The following is a 20462-nucleotide window of genomic DNA, read 5'->3' as shown; positions in this document are numbered from 1 at the left end:
CGCCGCCAGCATCTGGCCAGCAGCATATTAACTCTTAGCGCCCACCGTGGGGTAGCTCACGCGCTGCTCGCTCAGGCGATTGTGCACGGCCGCCGTCACGCTGCGCGCCGACTCAAAGGCGCCCGCCATCCAGGCCGTGAGGTAGGTGGTGTGCTCGCCGGCAAAATGCACGTAGCCTTCGGGCTTGAGCAGCGCCTGGTAGTGGGTCTGCCGCTGCTCGGGCGAGTACAGGGCCCAGCCGCCCAGGCTGTGGGGCTGCTTGTGCCAGCTCACCGAAAAGGATTGCTCAAACTCCTTGGGGTACTGCGGATGAATGAGCTGGCCTTTTTGCAGCGCCAACTGCTCGCGCTGGGCGTAGCTGAGCTCCCCCACCCGCTGGGCTTTCTCGTTAAAGTTATAGTACCCAATGAGAATACCCTTCTGGCTCAGGTAGTCGTACGAGGGGTAGAAAATTTGCGTGAGCTCGTTGTTGGTGTGCGTAATGCCGCCGTAAATCTGCTCGTCCTCCTCCCAAAAGCGGCGCCCGAACTGCAAGCCAATTTTACCAGTCTGGATGTAGGGCACCGAGTCGATGGCCCGGCTCACATCGGCCGAAAAATTGTGCGTCAGGTTGCTGAGCACGGGCAGCGGCAGCGTGCAGATGCACAAGTCGCCAGCCAGCTCGTGGGTGCCCTGCGGGTCTTTGTACACCACCCGCACGCCCGCCGCCTGGTTCTGAATCTGCGTTACCTCCGCCCCGAGCTGCAGGCAGTCGGCCACGCGCTTCTCCAGCGCCTGCGCTAGCTGGTCCATGCCCCCCACGGCTTGGAACATAGTCATTTGTAGTTCGTAGGTATACTCGGCCACGTTGTAGAAATCCGGGTCGAGCAGGCCCGAGCTCACGATATCGGCCAGCCGATGTGGGTTGCCGAGCTTGCCTACCTGGTTACCGGCGCCGGGCTGCTCGAGGTAGCCACGCCGGGCCGAGGCTTTATACAGCTTGTCAATATCGAGGCCACCTTCGGCGCGCAGATACTCCAAAACCCGGGCGCCATCCTCGGCTGTTAGCGTGGCATAGAGCTGGTGCTGGCTCACGGTCTTGGCCAGCAGCTCGTTTAGGTAGCCGCGCATGTCGTTGTGAATCTCGCGGGCCCGCACCTTTTTATTCGATAGCGGCCCCTTGCCCTCGGCAAAGTAGTAGCTGCCCTCGTTCACGTTGTTATACACTTCCAGCGGCACCCCTAGCTCCTTGCAATAATGCATGGTGAGCTGGTGGTGGTGCGGAATACGCGACGGCCCCGCATTGAAATACAATCCTTTATCGAAGCCCGCCGTGTGCTGCGCATTCTGCGTTTCGGTGGCAGTGGCGCCGCCGCGCACGCTCCAGCAGCGCCCGCCGCTGCGCTGCCGGGCCTCCAAGATGGTGCAGCGGTAGCCCAGCTTGCGCAGCTCGTAGGCCGCAGTCAGGCCGGCCAACCCTGCTCCTAAGATGATGATATGCTTACCTCGCCCGCTACCCGCCCGCAGGTTAAACGCGTGGGCCGGTGCCGCGGGCAGTAGGTTCAGCGCCAGCAAGGCTGGGTAGGCCCCAACTCCCAGCTTAGCCGTTTTAGTAAGAAAATCCCGACGAGAAAGTGAGTTTTCCATTTTTTGCTAATTGACCCTATAATTTATAGGGTATTTTCTAGTAATACTATCTATTAATAAAAACACCCCTTAAATATATGAGCAATTATTGAATTATATTATACAATATTCAACAATATACCCTCAAAATACAAGCACTACCTTATCACACAGATTATCGGAGTCAGTCAGGCTACTCAGCAGTTATTTTTAGAGGGAGTACCTGGCTTGTCGATATTTTGCGTACCTTTGCGGCCCCAAATACTCTACCACCAGACGCACGAGTTGCGTCGCATAACCACCAAGGTTTATGGCAGTTAAAATCCGCCTCGCCCGCCGTGGCCGTAAAAAGGCCGCGACTTACGACATCGTAGTAGCTGACGCCCGCGCTCCCCGCGATGGCCGCTTCATCGAGAAGCTCGGTACCTACAACCCCAACACCAACCCCGCTACTATCACCTACGACGGCGACCGCGCCTTCTATTGGGTGATGACGGGTGCCCAGCCCACCGAAACGGTGCGTGCGATGCTCGCCTACCGTGGCGTATTGCTGCGTCGTCACTTGCAGCTTGGCGTAGTGAAAGGCGCCCTGACTCAAGAGGTTGCTGACCAGCGCTACCAGGATTGGCTGAGCGAGAAAGACGCGAAAATCGAAGCCAAGAAGACCGGTCTCGTTGACACTAAGACTGAGGCCCGTGCTGCTGCTCTGGCCGCCGAAACCAAGGTGAAAGACGCCCGCTCGGCTGCCCTTGCAAAGAAGCAGGCTGATGCCCTGGCCGCCGCTACGCCCGCCCCGGCCGCTGCTGCCGAAGGCGAAGCTACCGAAGGCTCGACGGAAACCGCCGAAACTTCGGCTGAGGCCGCCGCGTAAATTTTTCGGGGTAACCCGCTACAAAAGAACGTCATGCCGAGGTCTACTCAGCATGACGTTCTTTTTTGAAGCGCCTAGCCCCTTTCTTATTTTCCGAGCGAGCCATGACTCTTGACGAATGCTTTGAACTGGGTTTCATCGTGAAGCCCCACGCGCTGAAAGGCCAGATGTCGGCCCAACTCGATGTGGACGATGCGGCGACCTACGACAAGTTAAAAACCGTGTACCTGGCCCTAGCCGCCACGCCCACCAAGCTCACACCCTACCAGGTCGAGCGCGTGAACCCGCAAGTGGGGCTGCGCGTGCTGCTCAAGCTACGCGGCATCGACCGCATTGAGGAAGCCGAGCCGCTGCGTGGCGCCAAGCTTTGGCTACCCCTGAGTGAGCTACCCGCGCTGGGCGAGGCACAGTTCTACTTCCACGACGTTATTGGCTTCCAAGTCATTGATGAAAAGGAAGGCGCCTTAGGCGTGGTAGAAAACTTCTACGAGTTCCCGCAGCAAGACGTGCTGGCCATGCGCTACAAAGGCCAGGAGGTGCTCCTACCCGTAGTGGACGAGCTGGTGAGCCACGCCGACATGGAGACCAAACAGCTGTTTGTCAACATGCCCGAGGGCCTGCTGGACATCTACATGAACCCCGGCGCCCACAAAAACCCCAACGCCGACTAGCGCAGCTATCAAGTAGACTCGTTGCTTAGTAAGCGCGCCGCAGGCGGGCGTATCCGCGCAATCCGTTAAATCCGTTAAATCTGCGATGCGGATAGATATTCTTACCTGCCAGCCCGAACTGCTCGAAAGCCCCTTCGCCCATTCCATCGTGAAGCGGGCGCAGGAGAAGGGCCTGGCCGAAATTCACCTGCACCAGCTGCGCGACCGGGCCATCAATAAGCACGGGCAGATTGACGATTACGTGTTTGGGGGCGGAGCCGGCATGGTACTGCGCGTCGAGCCCATCGCAGCCTGGATGGACGAGCTACAGGCCCAGCGCCCCTACGACGCCATTATCTACCTCACGCCCGACGGCGAAACCCTGCGCCAGCCGCTGGCCAACAAGCTGTCGCTCCTAGGTAATATCATCCTGCTCTGTGGCCACTACAAGGGCGTAGACCAACGTATTCGCGACCAGTACGTTACGCATGAAATTAGCGTGGGTGACTTTGTACTAAGTGGCGGCGAGCTCGCCGCCGCCATCCTAGTCGATGCTGTGGTGCGGCTGCTGCCCGGCGTGTTGGGCAACGAGGAATCAGCTTTGTCCGACTCTTTTCAGGACGACCTGCTGGCCCCGCCCGTGTACACCCGCCCCGCCGAATGGCGCGGGCGGGCCGTGCCCGAAATCCTACTCTCGGGCAACACGCCCAAGATTGAGGAGTGGCGGCATGAGCAGGCGCTGGCTCGCACCCAAGCCAAACGGCCCGATTTATTGGGCGAGTAGGTAAGCAAGTGATTACGTGAGAAAACCGGCTAGTAGAGGCTTACCTAGCACTTCCTCACTTAATCACCTCATTACCTTCTCACCTAATTTGCTTTTCTGCACTTAATTTTCTATCTTTGCGCTCCGTTTCGCAAAATACCAACCTGTGGGCAGCGGCGCTGCCTGCTTCGTAATTCTTTTTTTCGCCATGAGCGTACTACTCGATTTTATCAATGCCGAAGGCCAGGAGCGCCGCGCCAGCTTTCCCAAGTTTGCTGCCGGTGACACCATCAATGTCCACGTGAAAATCCGGGAGGGCAACAAGGAGCGCATTCAGCAGTTCCAGGGCGTGGTGCTACAGCGCCGCAACCCAAGCTCGAACGGCGAAACCTTCACGGTTCGTAAGATTTCCAACCAAATTGGCACCGAGCGGATTTTTCCGCTGCTGTCGCCCAACATCGACAAAATCGAACTGATTCGCCGCGGCCAGGTTCGCCGCGCTCGTCTGTTCTACCTGCGTGGCCTCTCGGGCAAAGCTGCTCGTATCAAAGAGCGTCGCCGCGACGTGGTAAAAGCAGTAGCTGCATAAGCTGCGTTTTTTACAAGCACAAAAAAGCCGGTCATCCCTTGCGGGATGGCCGGCTTTTTTGTGGCCAGGGTCAATCGGCAATTGGCAACGTTGCCGGCAACGATTGCGCAGAAAAACGTAGCGCGCACCATCGTCGCCGAGTAGGTTTGCGGCGCTGGGCTAGTGCCTGGCGGCTTTAGCTGAGCTCTAACGCCACTTTCTATCTCCCACCCATTCTATGCTCTTCCGCCTGCTACCCGTTCTACTGGGGCTGACTTTACCAGCGCTCCTGGCGTTTGGGCCCGCCGCGCCCAGCCCCATCAAAGTCTATCTGATTGGGGATTCGACTATGTCCATCAAGCAGGTGAAGGCGTACCCCGAAACGGGCTGGGGCATGCCCTTCGCGGCGTTTTTCAACGAAACCGTGACGGTAGACAACCGCGCCCAGAACGGCCGCAGCACCAAGTCCTTCATCGCCGAAAACCGCTGGCAGCCGGTAGTTGCAGAGCTGCACGAGGGCGACTACGTCTTCATTCAGTTTGGCCACAACGATGAGGTGCCCACCAAGGGCAGCTACACGCCGGAAGTCGACTTTACGGCCAACCTCAAGCGTTTCGTGAGCGAAACGCGCAGCCACCGGGGCCAGCCGGTACTACTCACGCCGGTGGCGCGCCGCAAGTTTGACGATGCTGGCAAAATCGAGGAAACCCACGCTGCTTACGCCGAACTGGTGCGCGCCGTGGCCCGCGATACCAATACGCCGCTCATCGACCTCGACCGCACCAGCCAGGCGCTGCTTCAGCAGTTTGGGCCGGAGACTTCGAAGCTGCTCTTCAACCACCTGGCGCCCGGCGAGCACCCCAACTACCCCGATGGCCGCGAAGACAACACCCACTTCAGTGAGCTGGGGGCCCGCCGCATGGCCGAGCTGGTGCTGGCCGACATTCGGGCGCTGAGGCTGGGGCTGGCCGACCGCGTGGTGCAGGGCATGGTGAAAAAGACGGTGGACCCGCAGGCGCGCTAGCGCCACTAGCGAGGTAGTTTATAGTTTTCTTCCGTTTGCAGCATGCGTCTTTCCCTGCTTATTAAGCTTGCGCCGGCGGCCTTGGTGGGCTTGCTGGCTTTTGCCCCAGTGGCCCCGCCCAAAACTACGCTTTACCTCATTGGCGATTCCACGATGGCCAACAAAATCCGGGCGACGTTTCCGGAAACGGGCTGGGGCATGCCCCTAGGTACGTTTTTCGACTCGACGGTGGTGGTGGACAACCGCGCGCAGAACGGCCGCAGCACCCGCACGTTTTTGGCCGAAAACCGCTGGCCGCCAGTGGTGCAAGCCTTGCAGCCGGGCGACTACGTGCTCATTCAGTTTGGGCACAACGACGAATCGGCCAATTACCCCGACCGCTACACGACGCCCGAGGTCTACCGCCAAAATCTCATCAAGTTTGTGACCGAAACCCGGAGCCGGCGGGCCACGCCCATTTTGCTCACCCCGGTTACGCGTCGGTATTTCGACCAGGAAGGGCACATCAAGGAAACGCACGCCGCATATTCGGCGGCGACCCTGGCGGTGGCCAACGAGTACCGCGTGCTGGTGGTGGATATGGATAAGCTCAGCCGCGCGCTGATGCAGCAGCTCGGCGATGAGAATTCTAAGCTGCTCTTTATGCACCTGGCGCCCGGCGACCACCCCAACTACCCCCTAGGCCGGGCCGACAACACGCACTTCAACGAGCTAGGCGCCCGCAAAATGGCGCAGCTGGTCGTCAACGACCTGCGGGCCCAACACCTCGCGCTGGCCGAGCAGCACCTGGCCAAGCCCTTGCCCAAGAACGCCGTAGCCGCGCCCACCGGGGCCGCCGCCCAACCCACCACTCCCTAATGAAAGCATTCTTGCTGGGGGCCACCCTAGGGCTCGCCGCCCTGGCCGCGCAGGCCCAGACTACGCTACCCGCCGGACCGCTAGTGGTGGCGGCCGATGGCAGCGGGCAGTTTCGCACGGTGCAAGCCGCCATCGATGCCGCACCCAACCAGTCGGCCGTACCAGTTCTTATTGTGCTCAAGAAGGGCACTTACCATGAAAAGGTAGTGGTGCCAACCCTCAAAACGCACCTCGTGCTGCGCGGCGACGAGGCAACGAGCACCGTCATCACCTACAGCGACCACGCGGGCGCCAACGGCATTACTACCCCTACTTCCTACTCAGTGCTGGTGCAGGCCAACGACTTCACGGCCGAAAACGTGACTTTTGACAATGCAGCGGGCTATACGGCCGGTCAGGCCGTGGCGCTGCATGTGGAGGGCGACCGGGCCATTTTCCGGCACTGCCGCGTGGTGGGCAACCAGGACGTACTCTTTTTAGCGGCTGGGGGCAGCCGACAATATTTCCGGGACTGCTACATCGAGGGCACGACCGATTTCATCTTCGGCGCCAGCACCGGCGTGTTTGACCACTGCGTTATTAAGAGCAAGAAAAACTCGTTTGTGACGGCCGCCTCCACGCCGACCGGCCAGCCCTACGGGTTTGTCTTTCTGGACTGCCAGCTCACGGCCGACACCACGCTGGCCCAGAAGGTATACCTAGGGCGCCCCTGGCGGCCCTACGCCCGCGTGGCGTATCTGCGCTGCACCCTCGGGAGCCACATCGTGCCGGCCGGCTGGGAAAACTGGCGCAATCCGGAGAACGAAAAGACGGCCTACTACGCCGAATACCACTCTGCCGGGCCCGGCGCCGGCCCGGCGGGCCGCGTGTCGTGGTCGCACCAGCTCAGCGCCCAGGAAGCCAGGCGCTACTCGCTAAAACAGATTTTTGGGGGCAAGCAAGCCTGGGAGCTAACGCGCTAAGCAGCGGCCATTCGGCTTCCAAACTACCAGGCGGCCGCCGGCCCGCTCCAACACCTGGTATCTTTGCGGGGTTATTGCTTCCTACTCCCCTACTCCTACCCTTATGCGTATTTCCCGGCTAGTCGACCAAATGAGCGGCTCCGAAATTATTAAAATCGGCAATGCCGTGAGCGAGCAAATTCGCCAGGGCGCCACCATTTGCAATCTCACGATTGGCGATTTTGACACCGCGCTGTTCCCCATTCCCGAAGGGCTGCGCGACGGCGTAACGGCCGCCTACCAGGCCGGCCAAACCAACTACCCACCCGCCTCCGGCATTGCCGACCTACGCCAGGCGGCGGCCGACTTTTTGCAGACGCGCCTAGGCCTAAGCTACTCAGCCAGTGATGAATTTCTAGTAGCTGGCGGCTCGCGCCCGCTCATCTACGCGGCTTACCTAGCCCTCGTGGACCCCGGCGACCGCGTGGTGTACCCGGTGCCTTCCTGGAACAACAACCACTACTGCCACCTCTCGGGCGCCGAGCAAGTGGCAGTGGCCACGCAGCCCGAGCACGCCTTTATGCCCACCGCCGCTGAGTTGGCCCCGCACCTGGCCGGCGCCACGCTGCTGGCCCTGTGCTCGCCCCTCAACCCCACGGGCACGGTGTTTACCAAAGAAGTTCTGGAAGAAATTTGCGACCTGGTGCTGGCCGAAAATCAGCGCCGCGGCCCCGACGAGAAGCCACTCTACATCCTCTACGACCAGATTTACTGGCTGTTGACCTTCGGCGAAACCCAGCACTTCGACCCCGTGAGCCTGCGCCCTGCCCTGCGTGACTACGTGGTGTACATCGACGGTATTTCAAAATGCTTTGCTGCCACGGGCGTGCGCGTCGGCTACTCGTTTGGCCCGAAGCTCGTTATTGACAAAATGAAGTCGCTGCTGGGACACATTGGCGCCTGGGCACCCAAAGCCGAGCAAGTTGCTACCGCAGCTTTCCTACCGCAGACCGAGGCTGTCGACGACTACCTGGTTGGTCTCAAGCACGGCCTGCAAGCCAGCCTCGACGCCTTCTACCACGGCCTAAAGGACCTACGGGCCCAAGGCTACGCCGTCGATGCCATCGCCCCGGCCGGCGCCATCTACCTCACCGCCAAAATCGACGTCCTGGGGCGCACTACCCCCACGGGCGAGGTTTTGGCTACCACCCGCGAAATCACTTCCTACCTGCTCACCGAGGCCAAGCTGGCTATCGTGCCGTTCAGTGCTTTCGGCGCCGCGGCTACCGAGCCGTGGTTCCGGCTTTCGGTCGGGGCCGAATCACTTGATTCAATTCAGGCGGCCCTGCCGCGCCTGCAAGCCGCACTGGATAAACTGACGTAGTAGCGCGAAGTTTAGCGAAGTAAAAAAGCGAAGCCTGGTAAAGCCACCTTGTAATAGGTGGCTTTACCAGGCTTCGCTTTTTTACTTCGCTAAACTTCGCGCTAAATCGACTACCCCTTGGCAGTCAGCGTAATGTACGGAATAATGCACTCCTCTAGCGATACACCACCGTGCTGGAACGTGTCCTTGTAGTAGTTCACGTAGTAGTTGTAGTTGTTGGGGTAGGCGAAGAAGTAGTCGCCGAGCGTGAAGACGTAGGCGGTGCTCACGTTTTCGCGGGGCAGGAAAATGCTCTCCGGCTTGCGCACCACATACACGTCGCGGCTCTCGTCGAAACCCAGGTTGCGGCCGTGCTTGTAACGCAGGTTGGTGTTCGTATTGCGGTCGCCCACAATCTTATACGGGCGCTTTACCCGGATGGTGCCGTGGTCGGTGGTGATAATGAGCTTGCCCTTTTTCTCAGCAATGGTCTGGAGCATTTCGTAGAGTGGCGAATGCAAAAACCACGAGCGCGTAATGCTGCGGTAAGCGCTTTCATCGGCGGCCAGCTCGCGTATCATCGCCATATCGGTACGGGCGTGCGAAAGCATATCCACAAAGTTGTAGACGATGACGTTGAGCTTGTAGTTGTTGTGTAGGTTGCTCATCTTGCCCAACAAGTCTTTGCCCGCCTGCAAGTTGGTTATCTTGTGGTAGCTGTGCTTGGCCTTCTGGTTATTGCGCTGGAAGTTGATTTCTAGGAACTCAGCTTCGTGCAAGTTTTTACCTTCTTCGTCCTCGTCCCATACCCACAGGTTGGGGTACTTTTTCTGAATATCGCCGGGCATCATACCCGCAAAAATCGAGTTGCGCGCGTAGGCCGTGGTAGTCGGCAAAATGCTGTAGTACAGCTCTTCCGAATCTACGGTAAACAGCTCGGCAATAATGGGTTCGAGCACCTTCCACTGGTCATAGCGCAGATTGTCGATGAGCACGAAGTACACCGGCGTGTCGGCGGTCTGCTTCATCAAGGGGAATACTTTTTCCTTGAACAGCTGGTGCGACATGAGCGGCGCGTCCTTATCACGGCCGTTCACCCAGTCTTCGTAGTTCTCGATAATGAAGCGGCCGAAGTACGTATTGGCCTCGTCCTTTTGCATATTGAAAACCTCGGCCATGCTTTTGCCTTCGGTTTCGTTGATTTCCAACTCCCAGTACACCAGCTTCTTATACACATCAACCCACTCGGAAGGCGAGAGCCGGTCGGAGAGCTGCATGCCGAGTTGGCGGAAATCGCGCTGGTAGCCCGAGTTGGTGGCTTCGGTCACTAAGCGTTTGTTGTCCAGCACTTTTTTCACCGACAACAGAATCTGGTTCGGGTTAACCGGCTTGATGAGGTAATCGGCGATTTTGGCGCCGATAGCGCCCTCCATAATGTGCTCTTCTTCGCTCTTCGTAATCATCACGACGGGCACCGTGGGGCGCACCACCTTGATTTCGGTCAGCGTTTCGAGGCCAGTGAGGCCGGGCATGTTTTCATCCAGAAAAACTAGGTCGTAGCTGTTTTCCTGCACTTCTTCGAGGGCGTCGGTACCGGAGTTGACGGGCGTTACATCGTAGCCTTTCTCCTTGAGAAACAGGATGTGCGGCTTGAGGAGGTCAATTTCGTCGTCGGCCCAGAGAATGGAATATCGTTGCATAAGCGGATGCACAAAGCCGGAGCTTCGCGCTAGATATGTGGGGTGTTGTGACTAGTAGCAAGCTTAACGGCCAAAGCCGCGCTCGTAGTGTGTCAGGCATTACGCCTGCCGTAGCTTTACCGGAAAATCCACGTTTAGGTTCTTGCCCGAACGATTTAGTCGGCCAACGGGATGCCCTCGTCGGCCAACGCCCTCGCTAAGCTGAAGCCTGGCGTACTTAACATGAATAAGAAAAAGATATTTAACGACCCCGTCTACGGGTTCGTGACGGTTCCCACCGAGCTGCTGTTTGACCTTATCGAGCACCCGTACTTTCAGCGGCTGCGCCGGATTCAGCAGTTGGGCCTCACCAACTTTGTGTACCCAGGGGCGTTGCACACGCGCTTTCACCACGCGCTGGGGGCCATGCACCTCATGCAGCTAGCCCTACGCACGCTCAAGGACAAGGGTGTAAAAATCTCAGCCGCCGAGGGCGAGGCGGCGCAGGTAGCCATTTTGCTGCACGACATCGGCCACGGCCCGCTGTCGCACGCACTGGAAACCAGCATTTTCCAAGACGTGCCGCACGAGCAGCTATCGCTCTACCTCATGGAGCGGCTCAACGAGCAGTTTCCGGGCCGGCTCACGCTGGCCATGGAGATGTTTCAGGGCAGCTACGGGCGCGAGTTTTTTCACCAACTGGTTAGCTCGCAGCTTGATATGGACCGGCTCGACTACCTCAACCGGGACTCGTTTTACACCGGCGTGGAGGAAGGACGACCGGGCGCCGACCGCCTCATCAAGATGCTGCAAGTGGTGAACGAGCGCTTGGTGCTGGAAGAAAAAGCCGTGTATTCGGTCGAAAACTTCCTGGTGAGCCGCCGCCTCATGTACTGGCAAGTCTATCTGCACAAAGCCGTTACGAGCGCCGAGCAAATGGTGATTCGAGTAATGCAACGCGCCCGCGACCTAGCCCGCGCCGGTGTGCCCGTGCCCGGCAGCAGCTGCCTCAGCTACTTCCTGGGTCGCGCCGTGACCCTGGCCGAGTTTCAGCAGGACTCCGAAATTCTGAACCGCTTTGTGCAGCTTGATGACATTGATATCTGGGGCGCTATTAAGACTTGGGTTAACCACGAAGACAAGGTACTCAGCTTCCTAGCCCAAAGCCTGCTCAACCGGCAGCTTTTCAAAATCGTTATTCGCCCCGAGCCCTACGACGAAGATTTCCAGCTCGGCATCGTGGAGCTGATTGCCGAAACCTTCCAGCTGCCGCAAAACGATGCCCGGCAACTGATGATAACCGGCAAGCTCAGCAACACCGCCTACGACCCAAACAGCCACGAAACCATCGACATTCTGACCAAGCTCGGTAAGGTCGTGAACGTGACTGAAGCGTCGGATTTGCCCAATATTCGGGCTTTGAGCCAGAAGGTGCAGAAGTATTACATCTGCTACCCCAAAGAAATTTTACGGGACTGAGAAATAGTGCGAATTGGAGAATTCGTGCTACTTCTGCACGAATTTCTTGCGCAACTCGGCTATCTGGTCCTTGAACTTCTTGTCAGAATCAATCAAATCCGACACCGTTTGCACGGAGTGAATGACCGTGGCGTGGTCGCGGCCGCCGAAATGGTAGCCGATGGTTTTGAGTGAGTGGTTGGTGTGCTCCTTGGTGAAGTACATGGCCACCTGCCGGGCCGTAACTACTTCTTTCTTACGGGTTTTTTCCTTTAGCAAGGCTACCGGGATGCTGAAATAATCAGCCACCGTTTTCTGGATGAAGTCCACGTTTACTTCGGCTTCGACCTCCTCGATAATGTGGCGCAGGGCGCCTTTGGCCATCTCCAGGTCGATGTCGCGGCGCGTTAATACGCTCTGAGCCAGCAAGGTCGTGAGGACGCCTTCGAGCTCGCGCACGTTGGTTGGCACCGAGTGGGCCAGGTATTCAACCACCTGCGGGGCGATTTCCATGCCGTCCTGCTGGGCCTTATTCTGGATGATGGCGATGCGGGTCTCGAAGTCGGGGCTTTGCACATCGGCGGTGAGGCCCCACTTGAAGCGCGAAAGCAGGCGGTCTTCCAGCCCTTGCAGCTCGCGCGGGGGGCGGTCGCTGGTCATCACAATCTGGCGGCCGCCCTGGTGCAAGTGATTGAAGATGTGGAAGAACATCTCCTGGGTTTTGCCCTTGTTGGCCAGAAACTGCACGTCGTCGAGGATGAGCACATCGACGAGCAGGTAGAAGTTGGCGAAGTCCTGCACGGCGTTGCGTTGCAGGCTTTCGATAAACTGGTTCGTGAACTTCTCGGCCGAGACGTAGAGCACGAATTTCTCAGTATTCGTGGCCTTGATGTGGTTGCCGATGGCTTGCACGAGGTGCGTTTTGCCGAGGCCCACGCCGCCGTACACCATGAGCGGGTTAAAGGCGGTGGTGCCGGGCTTGTTGGCCACGGCGAGGCCAGCCGAGCGCGCGAGGCGGTTGCAGTCGCCCTCCACGTAGTTCTCGAAGGTGTACGTAGTGTTGAGCTGCGACGGCACGATGTTGCGGTCCATCGTTTTGGCGGCGTCGAAGGGGTTGCGCAGCGTGTTGGCGGCCTGCGCCTGGGCGGCGGTGGCGGTGTTGCCGCCGGGCACGAGGTGGCGGGCGGGCGGCGCGCCGGCGTTGCGGCCGTAGCCGTTGTTTTGGGGCGGCGAGCCGTTGGTGTTGTAGGGGCGGCCGTCGGGGTACGGGCGGCCCTCGGCGGCGGGCGTGCCGGGGGCGGCTTTGCGGGCCGGGGGCAGGTGCATGGCGCGGGGCGGCGCCTGGGCGTTGCCCTGGTCCACGACTACGCTGTATTCGAGCCGGCCTTCGGGTCCTAATTCCTGAAAAATCGCGCGCTTGAGCTCCTCTACGTAGTGCTCTTCGAGGAATTCATAGAAGTAAACGCTCGGCACCTGGATGGTGAGCACCTTGCCTTGCAGCTCAACGGGCGAGATGGGCTCGAACCAAGTACGGAAGCTCTGCTCCCCCACATCGGTGCGGATAACGCGCAGGCAATTAGCCCATAAAATGCGAAAATCCTGCGACATGGAGTAGAAAAACAGCGCCGCGCAAGCGACCCTAAGCGGCGAAAAAGAGCACGTGAACCCCGCCTGATACGCAACCGCTTGGGCTAGGGGGGTACAAATTTGCGCATAAACGCGCAGACAAAAAAGCCGCCAAAAGCTTGCTTATATCGCCCCGCTAGCAGGTAGCGCCCACGGGCAGCACCAGGGCGCTGGTGGCGCGCACCGGTCGTGCCCCGCGCCGCAATTCGTAGTCGATGCGCCCTAGATTGATGCCCGACCAGCCTACCTGGTTGATGAGCGTAACGTGGCCCTGGGGACCGGTAATGGGCTCGGGTGCAGGCATAAAGGTGTGCGTGTGGCCACCCAAAATCAGGTCGATGCCGCCGACTTGGGCGGCGAGTTTGCGGTCGTCTATTTTTTCGCCTTCGTACTTGTAGCCGAGGTGCGAAAGGCAGATAACCATGTCGCAGCGCTCGTTTTGGCGCAGCTGCTGCACCTGGGCTTTGGCCACGGTCACGGGGTCGAGGTACTGGGTAGTGCCGAAGTTTTTGTCGGCCACCAGACCCTTCAATTCGATGCCCAGGCCAAATACGCCGATGCGGGCGCCGCCCTTTTCAAATACCTTATAGGGCTGAAAGCGACCGGCTAGCATAGTGCCGCTAAAGTCGTAATTGGCCACCAAAAACGGGAAGCCGGCGTTAGGCAATTGCTTTTGCAAGCCTTCGAGGCCGTTGTCGAAATCATGGTTGCCGAAGGTGCTGGCGTCGTACTTCATCCGCGACATCAACTTGTACTCCAGCTCGCCCTGAAAAAAGTTAAAATAGGGCGTGCCCTGCCAGATATCGCCTGAGTCGAGCAGCAGCACATTGGCCTCCTGCCGCCGCACGCTGTCGATGAGCGCCTCGCGCCGGGCCATGCCCCCGAGGCCGGCCCACTGCGGCGCATTCTCGGGGAACGGCTCGATGCGCGAGTGCATATCGTTGGTATGCAAGATAGTAAGCTTGCCGGGGCCGGCAGCAGCCTCAGCAATGAGGCTCGGGCCGAGCAGGCTCAGGCCAGCGGTACGTAGGGCGGTTTTTTGGAGGAAGGAACGGCGAGAATTCATAATTGCATTTTCAAAATCACGTCTGTCATGCAGAGCGCAGCGAAGCATCTGCGTGGTGCAGTAATTTCTTACGCTAGCAATGAAGCGAGCGAGATGCTTCGCTGCGCTCTGCATGACAAATAAATTACTACTTCACTCGCCCCTCGATGCGGGCCGTAACCGGCTGGCCGGCCTTGGTAAGCGCCCGGATATGGTCGGCGATGGCGGAGCGCAGCAGCAGGCCGGTGCTACGCTCGGGCACGCCCCGGAGGAAAAGCATGTTGTCGCCGCCACCCGCCAGGTAGTCCGACATGGCGATGCTGTAAGTTTTGGCCGGGTTGAAGGGCTGACCACCGATGAGAATATTTTGCGGATGCTTGTCGGCATCAACCGAATAGGTGGCGCCCGACACGGCCATGCGGACGGGCGCGGCGTAGTTGAAGAGCTGCTGCACCACGGGGCCGGGGGCATCAACTACCACCAGCTCGTTCTCGAAAGGCATGAGCTCAAACACGTTGCCTAGGGTGATGGGGCCGGCAGGTATAGGCGAACGCATGCCGCCGTTGGTCATCACGCTCAGCGCGATGGGCTCGTGTAGGGCCTGGGCGGCGGCGGTGCGCTGGAGGTCAGCCACAAAGTTGACGACGAGGTTTTCGCCGGGATTTTTGCTGAGGGCCACCGGGGCCACGCCCAGCACTTCCTGCATTTGGGCCAGCACTTTGTCGTGGTAAGGCTGGATGATGGCCGCCGCGTCGGCATTGGGCGTGATATCGCGGCCCACAGGCTGGCTGGTGGAGGTAGCCGGCAAGTGGGCCGTGGCCTGGAGCGGGCCGCGCTGACAAGCCGTGGCCAGCAAAAGCGCAACAAAACCCGCCGCGGCGGGACGAAGAAGACGTATCATACGTAGCTAAAAGTGGGTAGCCGCCGAAACCACAAATTTACGGCGCTCCGGTGCTTCATGCATCCCTGCTGGGGCGGCTTTGGGCGGGGGCGGTATCTTTGGCATGGGTGGGTGGCCCCGTTTTTAGTGCTTTCTCTATGTCTGATACGCCGCCGGTTGCACCGGTTTCTTTTCCTGAATTTTCGCCCGTGACCACGGCGCAGTGGCAGGCCCAGCTGGCCCGCGAGCTCAAGGGCACCGACCCCGACCGCCTGCGCTGGACGCTGCCCGACGGCCTGGTAGCCGAGCCCTTCTACCACCGCGAGGCGCTCACGGCCCTCGGCGGGCCGCCCCCACCCCTGCCACCCCGCCCCGCGCCCTGCCGCAACGTGGTGTCCCTCACCGTACCCGCCGATACCGATGGCCGCCTCCAGATAGAGCAGGCCGTGGATGCCCTGGCGCGCGGCGCAAGCGGCGTACATTTTATTTTGAACAAGCAGGCGGGTACGTTTGCCGCGGCCGAGTTGGCCGAGCGCCTGCCCCTCAGTACCACCTGGGTGGGCTACTCGGTGCAGCAGTGCCCCGACCAGCTGCTCGAACAGTTGCGCGAGGCCAGCGCTGGCGAGCCGCTGCAGGGCTTCCTGCGCTTCATGCCCGCTACGGTGCCCGAGGGTGCCGAAATGGGCACTTTCCGCACCACGCTGCGCCGCTGCCTGGAGCTGGCCCGCGACTGGCCCGACTTCCCGGTATTGGCCGTGAACGGGACGTTTTTTGGCAACCGCGGCGCCACGCTCACCCAGCAGTTAGCATTTAGCCTGAGTACGGCGGCGGCCATGCTCACGCACCTGCCCGACGAGGCCAGTGGCCTGACCGCCGCCGAGGTAGCGGCCAATTTTCACCTCGACGTGGGCATCGGCCCTAGCTACTTCCCCGAAATAGCGCGGCTGCGCGCCACCCGCCGGCTGTGGGCCACGCTGCTGCACGCCTACGGCCTGCCGCCCGCGGGCGCGGCGGCGCTGCCCATTCACACCACTACTTCGACCTGGCACCAAACTACCCTCGACCCGCATACCAACCTGCTGCGCCACACCACCGAGGCCATGAGCGCCATCCTTGGCGGGGCCGATTCCATCCAGGTAGCGGCCTTCGACTGCCTCTACCAGGCGCCCAACGAATTTAGCGCCCGCCTGGCACGCAACCAACCGCTGATGCTGCTCGAAGAAGCCCACCTCGACTGGGTGGCCGACCCGGCGGCGGGCTCCTACTTCATCGAAACCCTGACCGATGACCTGGCCCGCGCCGCCTGGGCCGAGTTTCAGGCCCTCGAAGCCAAGGGCGGTATGCTCGAAGCCCGGGCGCAGGCCCTAGAGGCCGTCAGCCGTGCGGGCCTCGATAAGTTTAAGCGCGTGGCCACCGGCCAGGATGTGGTAGTGGGCACCAACCGCTTCCAGAACCCCCACGAGAAGTTCGATTTTCAGCCCAAGCAGCTGCTGCGCTCGCGCGACTTCGACACTACCCGCGCTACCTACCCCAGCGAGGTCTTGCGCCTGGCCACCGCCCTGCACTTCGAGCGCCGCGCCAACCAGGATAAGCAGGCCACGCTGGTGCTGCTCGGCCGGGCCAGCGTGAACGAGGAGATTGCGGTGGCCTTTTGGCACCTGCTGCACCCCGGCCAAACCGGCCAGCCGCCCATGCTCGACATCGCGCCCGACTCGTATTCGGTCCTCTTTTCCAAGCCCGACGCCGCTACTCTCATGTACGCCACGCCCGCGCAGTTCGACCATCTAGCGCGGGTGGTGCAGCAGGTGCCCGCGGGCCACACCTTCGATATTCCTTCCCTGGTAAATTCCGACCTAGCCACGCTGCTGGAAGCCGTGCGGGTGTTCGGCTTCAAGGAATTTGTGGTGGAAGGGCACCACACGGAGGAGGTTTTGGCCCGGCTACAGGGCCGTTAGATTCTAATAGATTGTTAAAAACGTTGGTCATGCAGAGCGCAGCGAAGCATCTCGCTCGCTTCGTTGCTAAGGCATTAATTACTGCACCATGCGAGATGCTTCGCTGCGCTCTGCATGACCAACGTTTACCTTTTTACCAATTCAGGAACAAGCCTAGTTTTTAGCCGACAGTATAGTATGCCTGGGTTCAAGCAAAAAATAATGGAAACACCCATTAAGGATTTCCAGCTTGGAAATAACCTAGACAGTTATCAGAGAGAAAAACGTTTAACTAAAGAGGAGTTAAACGTTATTCTTCAAGCTGGGCCAGTTCTATTCGCTGTTGCTGACGCTGGCCACGAATTAGAAGTAATCGACACTAGCCAATGCTTTAAATTTTGGAAATCCGAGGTTGAAAAGCATTTGGCCGACCCATCAAAACTCTCTCGTCTGGAAGATTACCCTGACGAGTACTTATACTTTGCCAGTAAGTGGATAGCTGAAGATTCAAGCCCCATTATTTTGCTTGAAAAGCATCATTAATTGAGCTGATTCCTAGCGAACAATCTGTATTTAATATGCGCCCCGACTTCTCTTCCATCGCCTACGACGCGGCCTCCCTCCCACCCGCCACCAAGCCGGCCGATTACCCCGCCACCGGCCCCGCCGTGTACACGGCCGCCGATGCGGCGCACCTGCCGCACCTGGGCTTCGGGGCGGGCATCGCGCCTTATCTAAGGGGGCCGTATGCCAGCATGTACACCGTGAGCCCCTGGACGGTGCGGCAATACGCGGGCTTCTCTACGGCCGAGGAGTCCAACGCTTTTTACCGACGCAACCTGGCCGGCGGCCAAAAAGGCCTGAGCGTGGCCTTCGACCTGGCCACGCACCGGGGCTACGACTCGGACCACCCGCGCGTGGTGGGCGACGTGGGCAAGGCCGGCGTGGCCATCGACTCGGTGGAGGATATGAAAATCCTCTTCGACCAGATTCCGCTCGACCAGATGTCGGTGAGTATGACCATGAACGGGGCGGTGCTGCCGGTGCTGGCCTTCTTCATCGTGGCGGCCGAGGAGCAAGGCGTGCCGCCCGAAAAGCTGACAGGCACCATTCAGAACGACATTCTGAAGGAGTTTATGGTGCGCAATACCTACATCTACCCGCCCGCGCCGAGTATGCGGCTCATTGCCGACATCTTCGCTTACACGGCGGAGCACATGCCCAAGTTCAACTCGATTTCCATCTCGGGCTACCACATGCATGAGGCCGGGGCCACTGCCGATATCGAGCTGGCCTACACCCTGGCTGATGGCGTGCAGTACGTGCGCGCCGGCCTGGCGGCAGGCCTCAAGATTGACGAATTTGCGCCGCGCCTCTCCTTTTTCTGGGGCATCGGCATGAACCACTTTCTGGAAATTGCCAAGCTGCGCGCCGGCCGCCTGCTGTGGGCCAAGCTGATAAAACAGTTCGACCCGCAGAGCCCCAAAAGCCTGGCCCTACGCACGCACTGCCAAACGTCGGGCTACTCACTCACGGCCCAGGACCCATTCAACAACGTGACGCGCACCACCGTGGAGGCGCTGGCAGCCGCTTTAGGCGGGACCCAAAGCCTGCACACCAACGCCCTCGACGAAGCCCTGGCGCTGCCCACCGACTTCTCGGCCCGCATTGCCCGCAACACGCAGCTCTACCTCCAGCACGAAACCGACATCACCAAAGTCGTGGACCCCTGGGGCGGCTCGTACTACGTGGAGAGCCTCACCGCCGACCTCGCCAACCAGGCCTGGGCGCTCATCGAGGAGGTGGAGGCCCTGGGGGGCATGGCCGCCGCCATCGAAACCGGCCTGCCCAAGCTCCGCATCGAGGAAGCCGCCGCCCGCAAGCAGTCGCGCATCGACGCGGGCCAGGAAGTAATTGTGGGGGTGAATAAGTACCTCGCCCCCGAGGGCGACGCGCCGCTGGACGTCTTGCAAATCGACAACGACGCGGTGCGCGAATCGCAGGTAGCGCGGCTGCAAAAGATTCGGGCCGAGCGCGACGAGGCAGCCGTGCAGGCGGCGCTGGCGGCGATAACCGAGTGTGCGGTAAGCTTTAGCTTGCCGTCGGAAAGCATCTCCAACGAGGCCGCCCCGACCGAAAACAAGCCAAAGCCTACCGCACAAAACAACCTCCTTGCCCTGGCCATCACCGCCGCCCGTGCCCGCGCCACCCTAGGCGAAATCTCGGATGCTCTCGAAGCCGCCTGGGGCCGCCACCAGGCCACCACGCGCACCATCCAGGGCGTGTACCAGCAGGGCATGACCGACAACGCCGACTTCGCCCAGGCCCGGCAGGCCGCCCAGGACTTCGCTGCCCGCGAAGGCCGCCGCCCCCGCATGCTAGTCGCCAAAATGGGCCAGGACGGCCACGACCGCGGCGCTAAAATCATCGCCACCAGCTTCGCCGACGTGGGCTTCGACGTGGACCTCGCGCCCCTCTTCCAAACCCCCGCCGAAGTAGCCCGCCAGGCCGTCGACAACGACGTGCACGTGGTAGGCGTGAGCAGCCTCGCCGCCGGCCATAAAACCCTGCTGCCCCAACTCATCTTGGAACTAGCCCAGGAAGGCCGGCCCGATATCCTCGTCATCGCGGGCGGCGTCATTCCGCCCCAGGACTACCCCTTCCTCCACGAAGCGGGCGTGGCCGGCATCTACGGTCCCGGCACCGTGATAGCCAAGGCCGCCCTGGAGATTCTGGAGAAGCTTTAACCACCCGCTACTTTTTCACCTTATGGAAAACCCGTCTGCCGCCGCCACCCCGGCCCTCTCGCTACTCGAACGCTTAGGCCAGCAGCTCAGCACCTCCGCCACCGCCCAAACCGTGTACGGCACGCCCGTCGAGCGCGACGGCATCACGGTCATTCCGGTGGCACGGGCGCGCTACGCCTTTGGCGGCGGTGGGGGCGGTGGCACTAAAGAGGGCGAAGGTGCTGGCTCGGGTCTGGGGGCCGGGGCGGGCGTGTCGCTCACGCCCGTGGGCTACATCGAGCTGCGGGAGGGCCGCAGCCGCTTCCGGCCCATCCGGTCGTCGGTGGTACCGCTGGTGGCGGTGAGCGGGGTTGTGGCGTGGCTGCTGTTGCGTAGTGTGCCTAGGTTGCTGGGTAAGCGCAAGAACAGATAATGCTTGACTTCACTGGAAGCACTAATTACTATATTTTT

At 60.3% G+C, this 20462-nt stretch carries 18 protein-coding genes; 13 read left to right on the top strand and 5 right to left on the bottom strand.

Annotation, left to right across the window (positions count from 1 at the left end; all coding sequences use genetic code 11):
• Positions 1–27: 27 nt before the first annotated feature.
• Positions 28–1626: a flavin monoamine oxidase family protein gene (locus ACFSDX_RS08510; protein WP_382312891.1), complete on the bottom strand. Its 1599-nt coding sequence runs from the start codon at positions 1624–1626 to the stop codon at positions 28–30.
• Positions 1627–1915: 289 nt separating this feature from the next.
• Here ACFSDX_RS08510 and ACFSDX_RS08505 point away from each other — a divergent pair, with 289 nt between their 5' ends.
• The 8 genes from ACFSDX_RS08505 (at position 1916) to ACFSDX_RS08470 (ending at position 8664) form a co-directional block, all read left to right on the top strand.
• Positions 1916–2476, top strand: coding sequence for a 30S ribosomal protein S16 (locus ACFSDX_RS08505; RefSeq protein ID WP_382312890.1), 561 nt, complete (start codon positions 1916–1918; stop codon positions 2474–2476).
• A gap of 104 nt (positions 2477–2580) precedes the next feature.
• A complete protein-coding gene (gene rimM / locus ACFSDX_RS08500; RefSeq protein ID WP_382312889.1) occupies positions 2581–3147 on the top strand; it encodes a ribosome maturation factor RimM in 567 nt (188 codons plus the stop codon).
• 85 nt (positions 3148–3232) lie between these two features.
• Entirely contained in the window at positions 3233–3910 is a 678-nt protein-coding gene (trmD, locus tag ACFSDX_RS08495) for a tRNA (guanosine(37)-N1)-methyltransferase TrmD (protein WP_382312888.1), read from the top strand.
• A gap of 187 nt (positions 3911–4097) precedes the next feature.
• Entirely contained in the window at positions 4098–4478 is a 381-nt protein-coding gene (rplS, locus tag ACFSDX_RS08490) for a 50S ribosomal protein L19 (protein WP_382312887.1), read from the top strand.
• A 217-nt stretch (positions 4479–4695) separates the two neighbouring features.
• Positions 4696–5481: a rhamnogalacturonan acetylesterase gene (locus ACFSDX_RS08485; RefSeq protein WP_382312886.1), complete on the top strand. Its 786-nt coding sequence runs from the start codon at positions 4696–4698 to the stop codon at positions 5479–5481.
• A gap of 42 nt (positions 5482–5523) precedes the next feature.
• Positions 5524–6339, top strand: a complete 816-nt coding sequence (locus ACFSDX_RS08480) for a rhamnogalacturonan acetylesterase (RefSeq protein ID WP_382312885.1) — start codon at positions 5524–5526, stop codon at positions 6337–6339.
• Positions 6339–7301, top strand: a complete 963-nt coding sequence (locus ACFSDX_RS08475; RefSeq protein WP_382312884.1) for a pectinesterase family protein — start codon at positions 6339–6341, stop codon at positions 7299–7301. Before ACFSDX_RS08480 ends, ACFSDX_RS08475 begins: the two co-directional genes overlap by 1 nt.
• Before the next feature lie 103 nt (positions 7302–7404).
• Positions 7405–8664, top strand: coding sequence for a pyridoxal phosphate-dependent aminotransferase (locus ACFSDX_RS08470; protein WP_382312882.1), 1260 nt, complete (start codon positions 7405–7407; stop codon positions 8662–8664).
• A 110-nt stretch (positions 8665–8774) separates the two neighbouring features.
• On the opposite strand, the gene porX is transcribed toward ACFSDX_RS08470, so the two are convergent.
• Positions 8775–10343, bottom strand: a complete 1569-nt coding sequence (gene porX / locus ACFSDX_RS08465; RefSeq protein WP_382312880.1) for a T9SS response regulator signal transducer PorX — start codon at positions 10341–10343, stop codon at positions 8775–8777.
• 222 nt (positions 10344–10565) lie between these two features.
• On the opposite strand from porX, the gene ACFSDX_RS08460 reads away from it, so the two are divergent.
• Entirely contained in the window at positions 10566–11801 is a 1236-nt protein-coding gene (locus tag ACFSDX_RS08460) for an HD domain-containing protein (RefSeq protein ID WP_382312879.1), read from the top strand.
• 27 nt (positions 11802–11828) lie between these two features.
• On the opposite strand, the gene dnaA is transcribed toward ACFSDX_RS08460, so the two are convergent.
• The 3 genes from dnaA to ACFSDX_RS08445 form a co-directional block, all read right to left on the bottom strand.
• Entirely contained in the window at positions 11829–13388 is a 1560-nt protein-coding gene (gene dnaA, locus ACFSDX_RS08455; RefSeq protein ID WP_382312878.1) for a chromosomal replication initiator protein DnaA, read from the bottom strand.
• 154 nt (positions 13389–13542) lie between these two features.
• Positions 13543–14472 (bottom strand): bifunctional metallophosphatase/5'-nucleotidase, encoded by a 930-nt coding sequence (locus ACFSDX_RS08450; protein WP_382312877.1) that lies wholly within the window; start codon positions 14470–14472, stop codon positions 13543–13545.
• A 127-nt stretch (positions 14473–14599) separates the two neighbouring features.
• The gene (locus tag ACFSDX_RS08445) at positions 14600–15352 is read right to left on the bottom strand and encodes a 5'-nucleotidase C-terminal domain-containing protein (RefSeq protein ID WP_382312876.1); all 753 of its coding nucleotides are present in this window, start codon (positions 15350–15352) and stop codon (positions 14600–14602) included.
• Positions 15353–15489: 137 nt separating this feature from the next.
• Here ACFSDX_RS08445 and ACFSDX_RS08440 point away from each other — a divergent pair, with 137 nt between their 5' ends.
• The 4 genes from ACFSDX_RS08440 to ACFSDX_RS08425 all read left to right on the top strand — a co-directional run bounded on the left by ACFSDX_RS08440 (position 15490) and on the right by ACFSDX_RS08425 (position 20424).
• Positions 15490–17286, top strand: coding sequence for a methylmalonyl-CoA mutase family protein (locus ACFSDX_RS08440; protein ID WP_382312874.1), 1797 nt, complete (start codon positions 15490–15492; stop codon positions 17284–17286).
• Positions 17287–17400: 114 nt separating this feature from the next.
• Entirely contained in the window at positions 17401–17808 is a 408-nt protein-coding gene (locus tag ACFSDX_RS08435; RefSeq protein WP_382312873.1) for a hypothetical protein, read from the top strand.
• Positions 17809–17843: 35 nt separating this feature from the next.
• On the top strand, positions 17844–20012 hold the full coding sequence (gene scpA / locus ACFSDX_RS08430) for a methylmalonyl-CoA mutase (protein WP_382312872.1): 2169 nt from the start codon (positions 17844–17846) through the stop codon (positions 20010–20012).
• A gap of 22 nt (positions 20013–20034) precedes the next feature.
• Positions 20035–20424, top strand: coding sequence for a spore germination protein GerW family protein (locus tag ACFSDX_RS08425; protein ID WP_382312871.1), 390 nt, complete (start codon positions 20035–20037; stop codon positions 20422–20424).
• The last annotated feature ends 38 nt before the right edge of the window (positions 20425–20462 follow it).

The organism is Hymenobacter bucti (genome assembly GCF_042681145.1).
In the GTDB taxonomy this organism is placed as follows: domain Bacteria; phylum Bacteroidota; class Bacteroidia; order Cytophagales; family Hymenobacteraceae; genus Hymenobacter; species Hymenobacter bucti.
Note: the sequence above shows the minus strand (reverse complement) of the source record. Positions and strands in the feature narration are given on the sequence as shown.

Coding starts and splice junctions, on each gene's coding strand:
- ACFSDX_RS08510 (WP_382312891.1), bottom strand. CDS start 1,626: ATGGAAAACTCACTTTCTCGTCGGGATTTTCTTACTAAAACGGCTAAG.
- ACFSDX_RS08505 (WP_382312890.1), top strand. CDS start 1,916: ATGGCAGTTAAAATCCGCCTCGCCCGCCGTGGCCGTAAAAAGGCCGCG.
- rimM (WP_382312889.1), top strand. CDS start 2,581: ATGACTCTTGACGAATGCTTTGAACTGGGTTTCATCGTGAAGCCCCAC.
- trmD (WP_382312888.1), top strand. CDS start 3,233: ATGCGGATAGATATTCTTACCTGCCAGCCCGAACTGCTCGAAAGCCCC.
- rplS (WP_382312887.1), top strand. CDS start 4,098: ATGAGCGTACTACTCGATTTTATCAATGCCGAAGGCCAGGAGCGCCGC.
- ACFSDX_RS08485 (WP_382312886.1), top strand. CDS start 4,696: ATGCTCTTCCGCCTGCTACCCGTTCTACTGGGGCTGACTTTACCAGCG.
- ACFSDX_RS08480 (WP_382312885.1), top strand. CDS start 5,524: ATGCGTCTTTCCCTGCTTATTAAGCTTGCGCCGGCGGCCTTGGTGGGC.
- ACFSDX_RS08475 (WP_382312884.1), top strand. CDS start 6,339: ATGAAAGCATTCTTGCTGGGGGCCACCCTAGGGCTCGCCGCCCTGGCC.
- ACFSDX_RS08470 (WP_382312882.1), top strand. CDS start 7,405: ATGCGTATTTCCCGGCTAGTCGACCAAATGAGCGGCTCCGAAATTATT.
- porX (WP_382312880.1), bottom strand. CDS start 10,343: ATGCAACGATATTCCATTCTCTGGGCCGACGACGAAATTGACCTCCTC.
- ACFSDX_RS08460 (WP_382312879.1), top strand. CDS start 10,566: ATGAATAAGAAAAAGATATTTAACGACCCCGTCTACGGGTTCGTGACG.
- dnaA (WP_382312878.1), bottom strand. CDS start 13,388: ATGTCGCAGGATTTTCGCATTTTATGGGCTAATTGCCTGCGCGTTATC.
- ACFSDX_RS08450 (WP_382312877.1), bottom strand. CDS start 14,472: ATGAATTCTCGCCGTTCCTTCCTCCAAAAAACCGCCCTACGTACCGCT.
- ACFSDX_RS08445 (WP_382312876.1), bottom strand. CDS start 15,352: ATGATACGTCTTCTTCGTCCCGCCGCGGCGGGTTTTGTTGCGCTTTTG.
- ACFSDX_RS08440 (WP_382312874.1), top strand. CDS start 15,490: ATGTCTGATACGCCGCCGGTTGCACCGGTTTCTTTTCCTGAATTTTCG.
- ACFSDX_RS08435 (WP_382312873.1), top strand. CDS start 17,401: ATGACCAACGTTTACCTTTTTACCAATTCAGGAACAAGCCTAGTTTTT.
- scpA (WP_382312872.1), top strand. CDS start 17,844: ATGCGCCCCGACTTCTCTTCCATCGCCTACGACGCGGCCTCCCTCCCA.
- ACFSDX_RS08425 (WP_382312871.1), top strand. CDS start 20,035: ATGGAAAACCCGTCTGCCGCCGCCACCCCGGCCCTCTCGCTACTCGAA.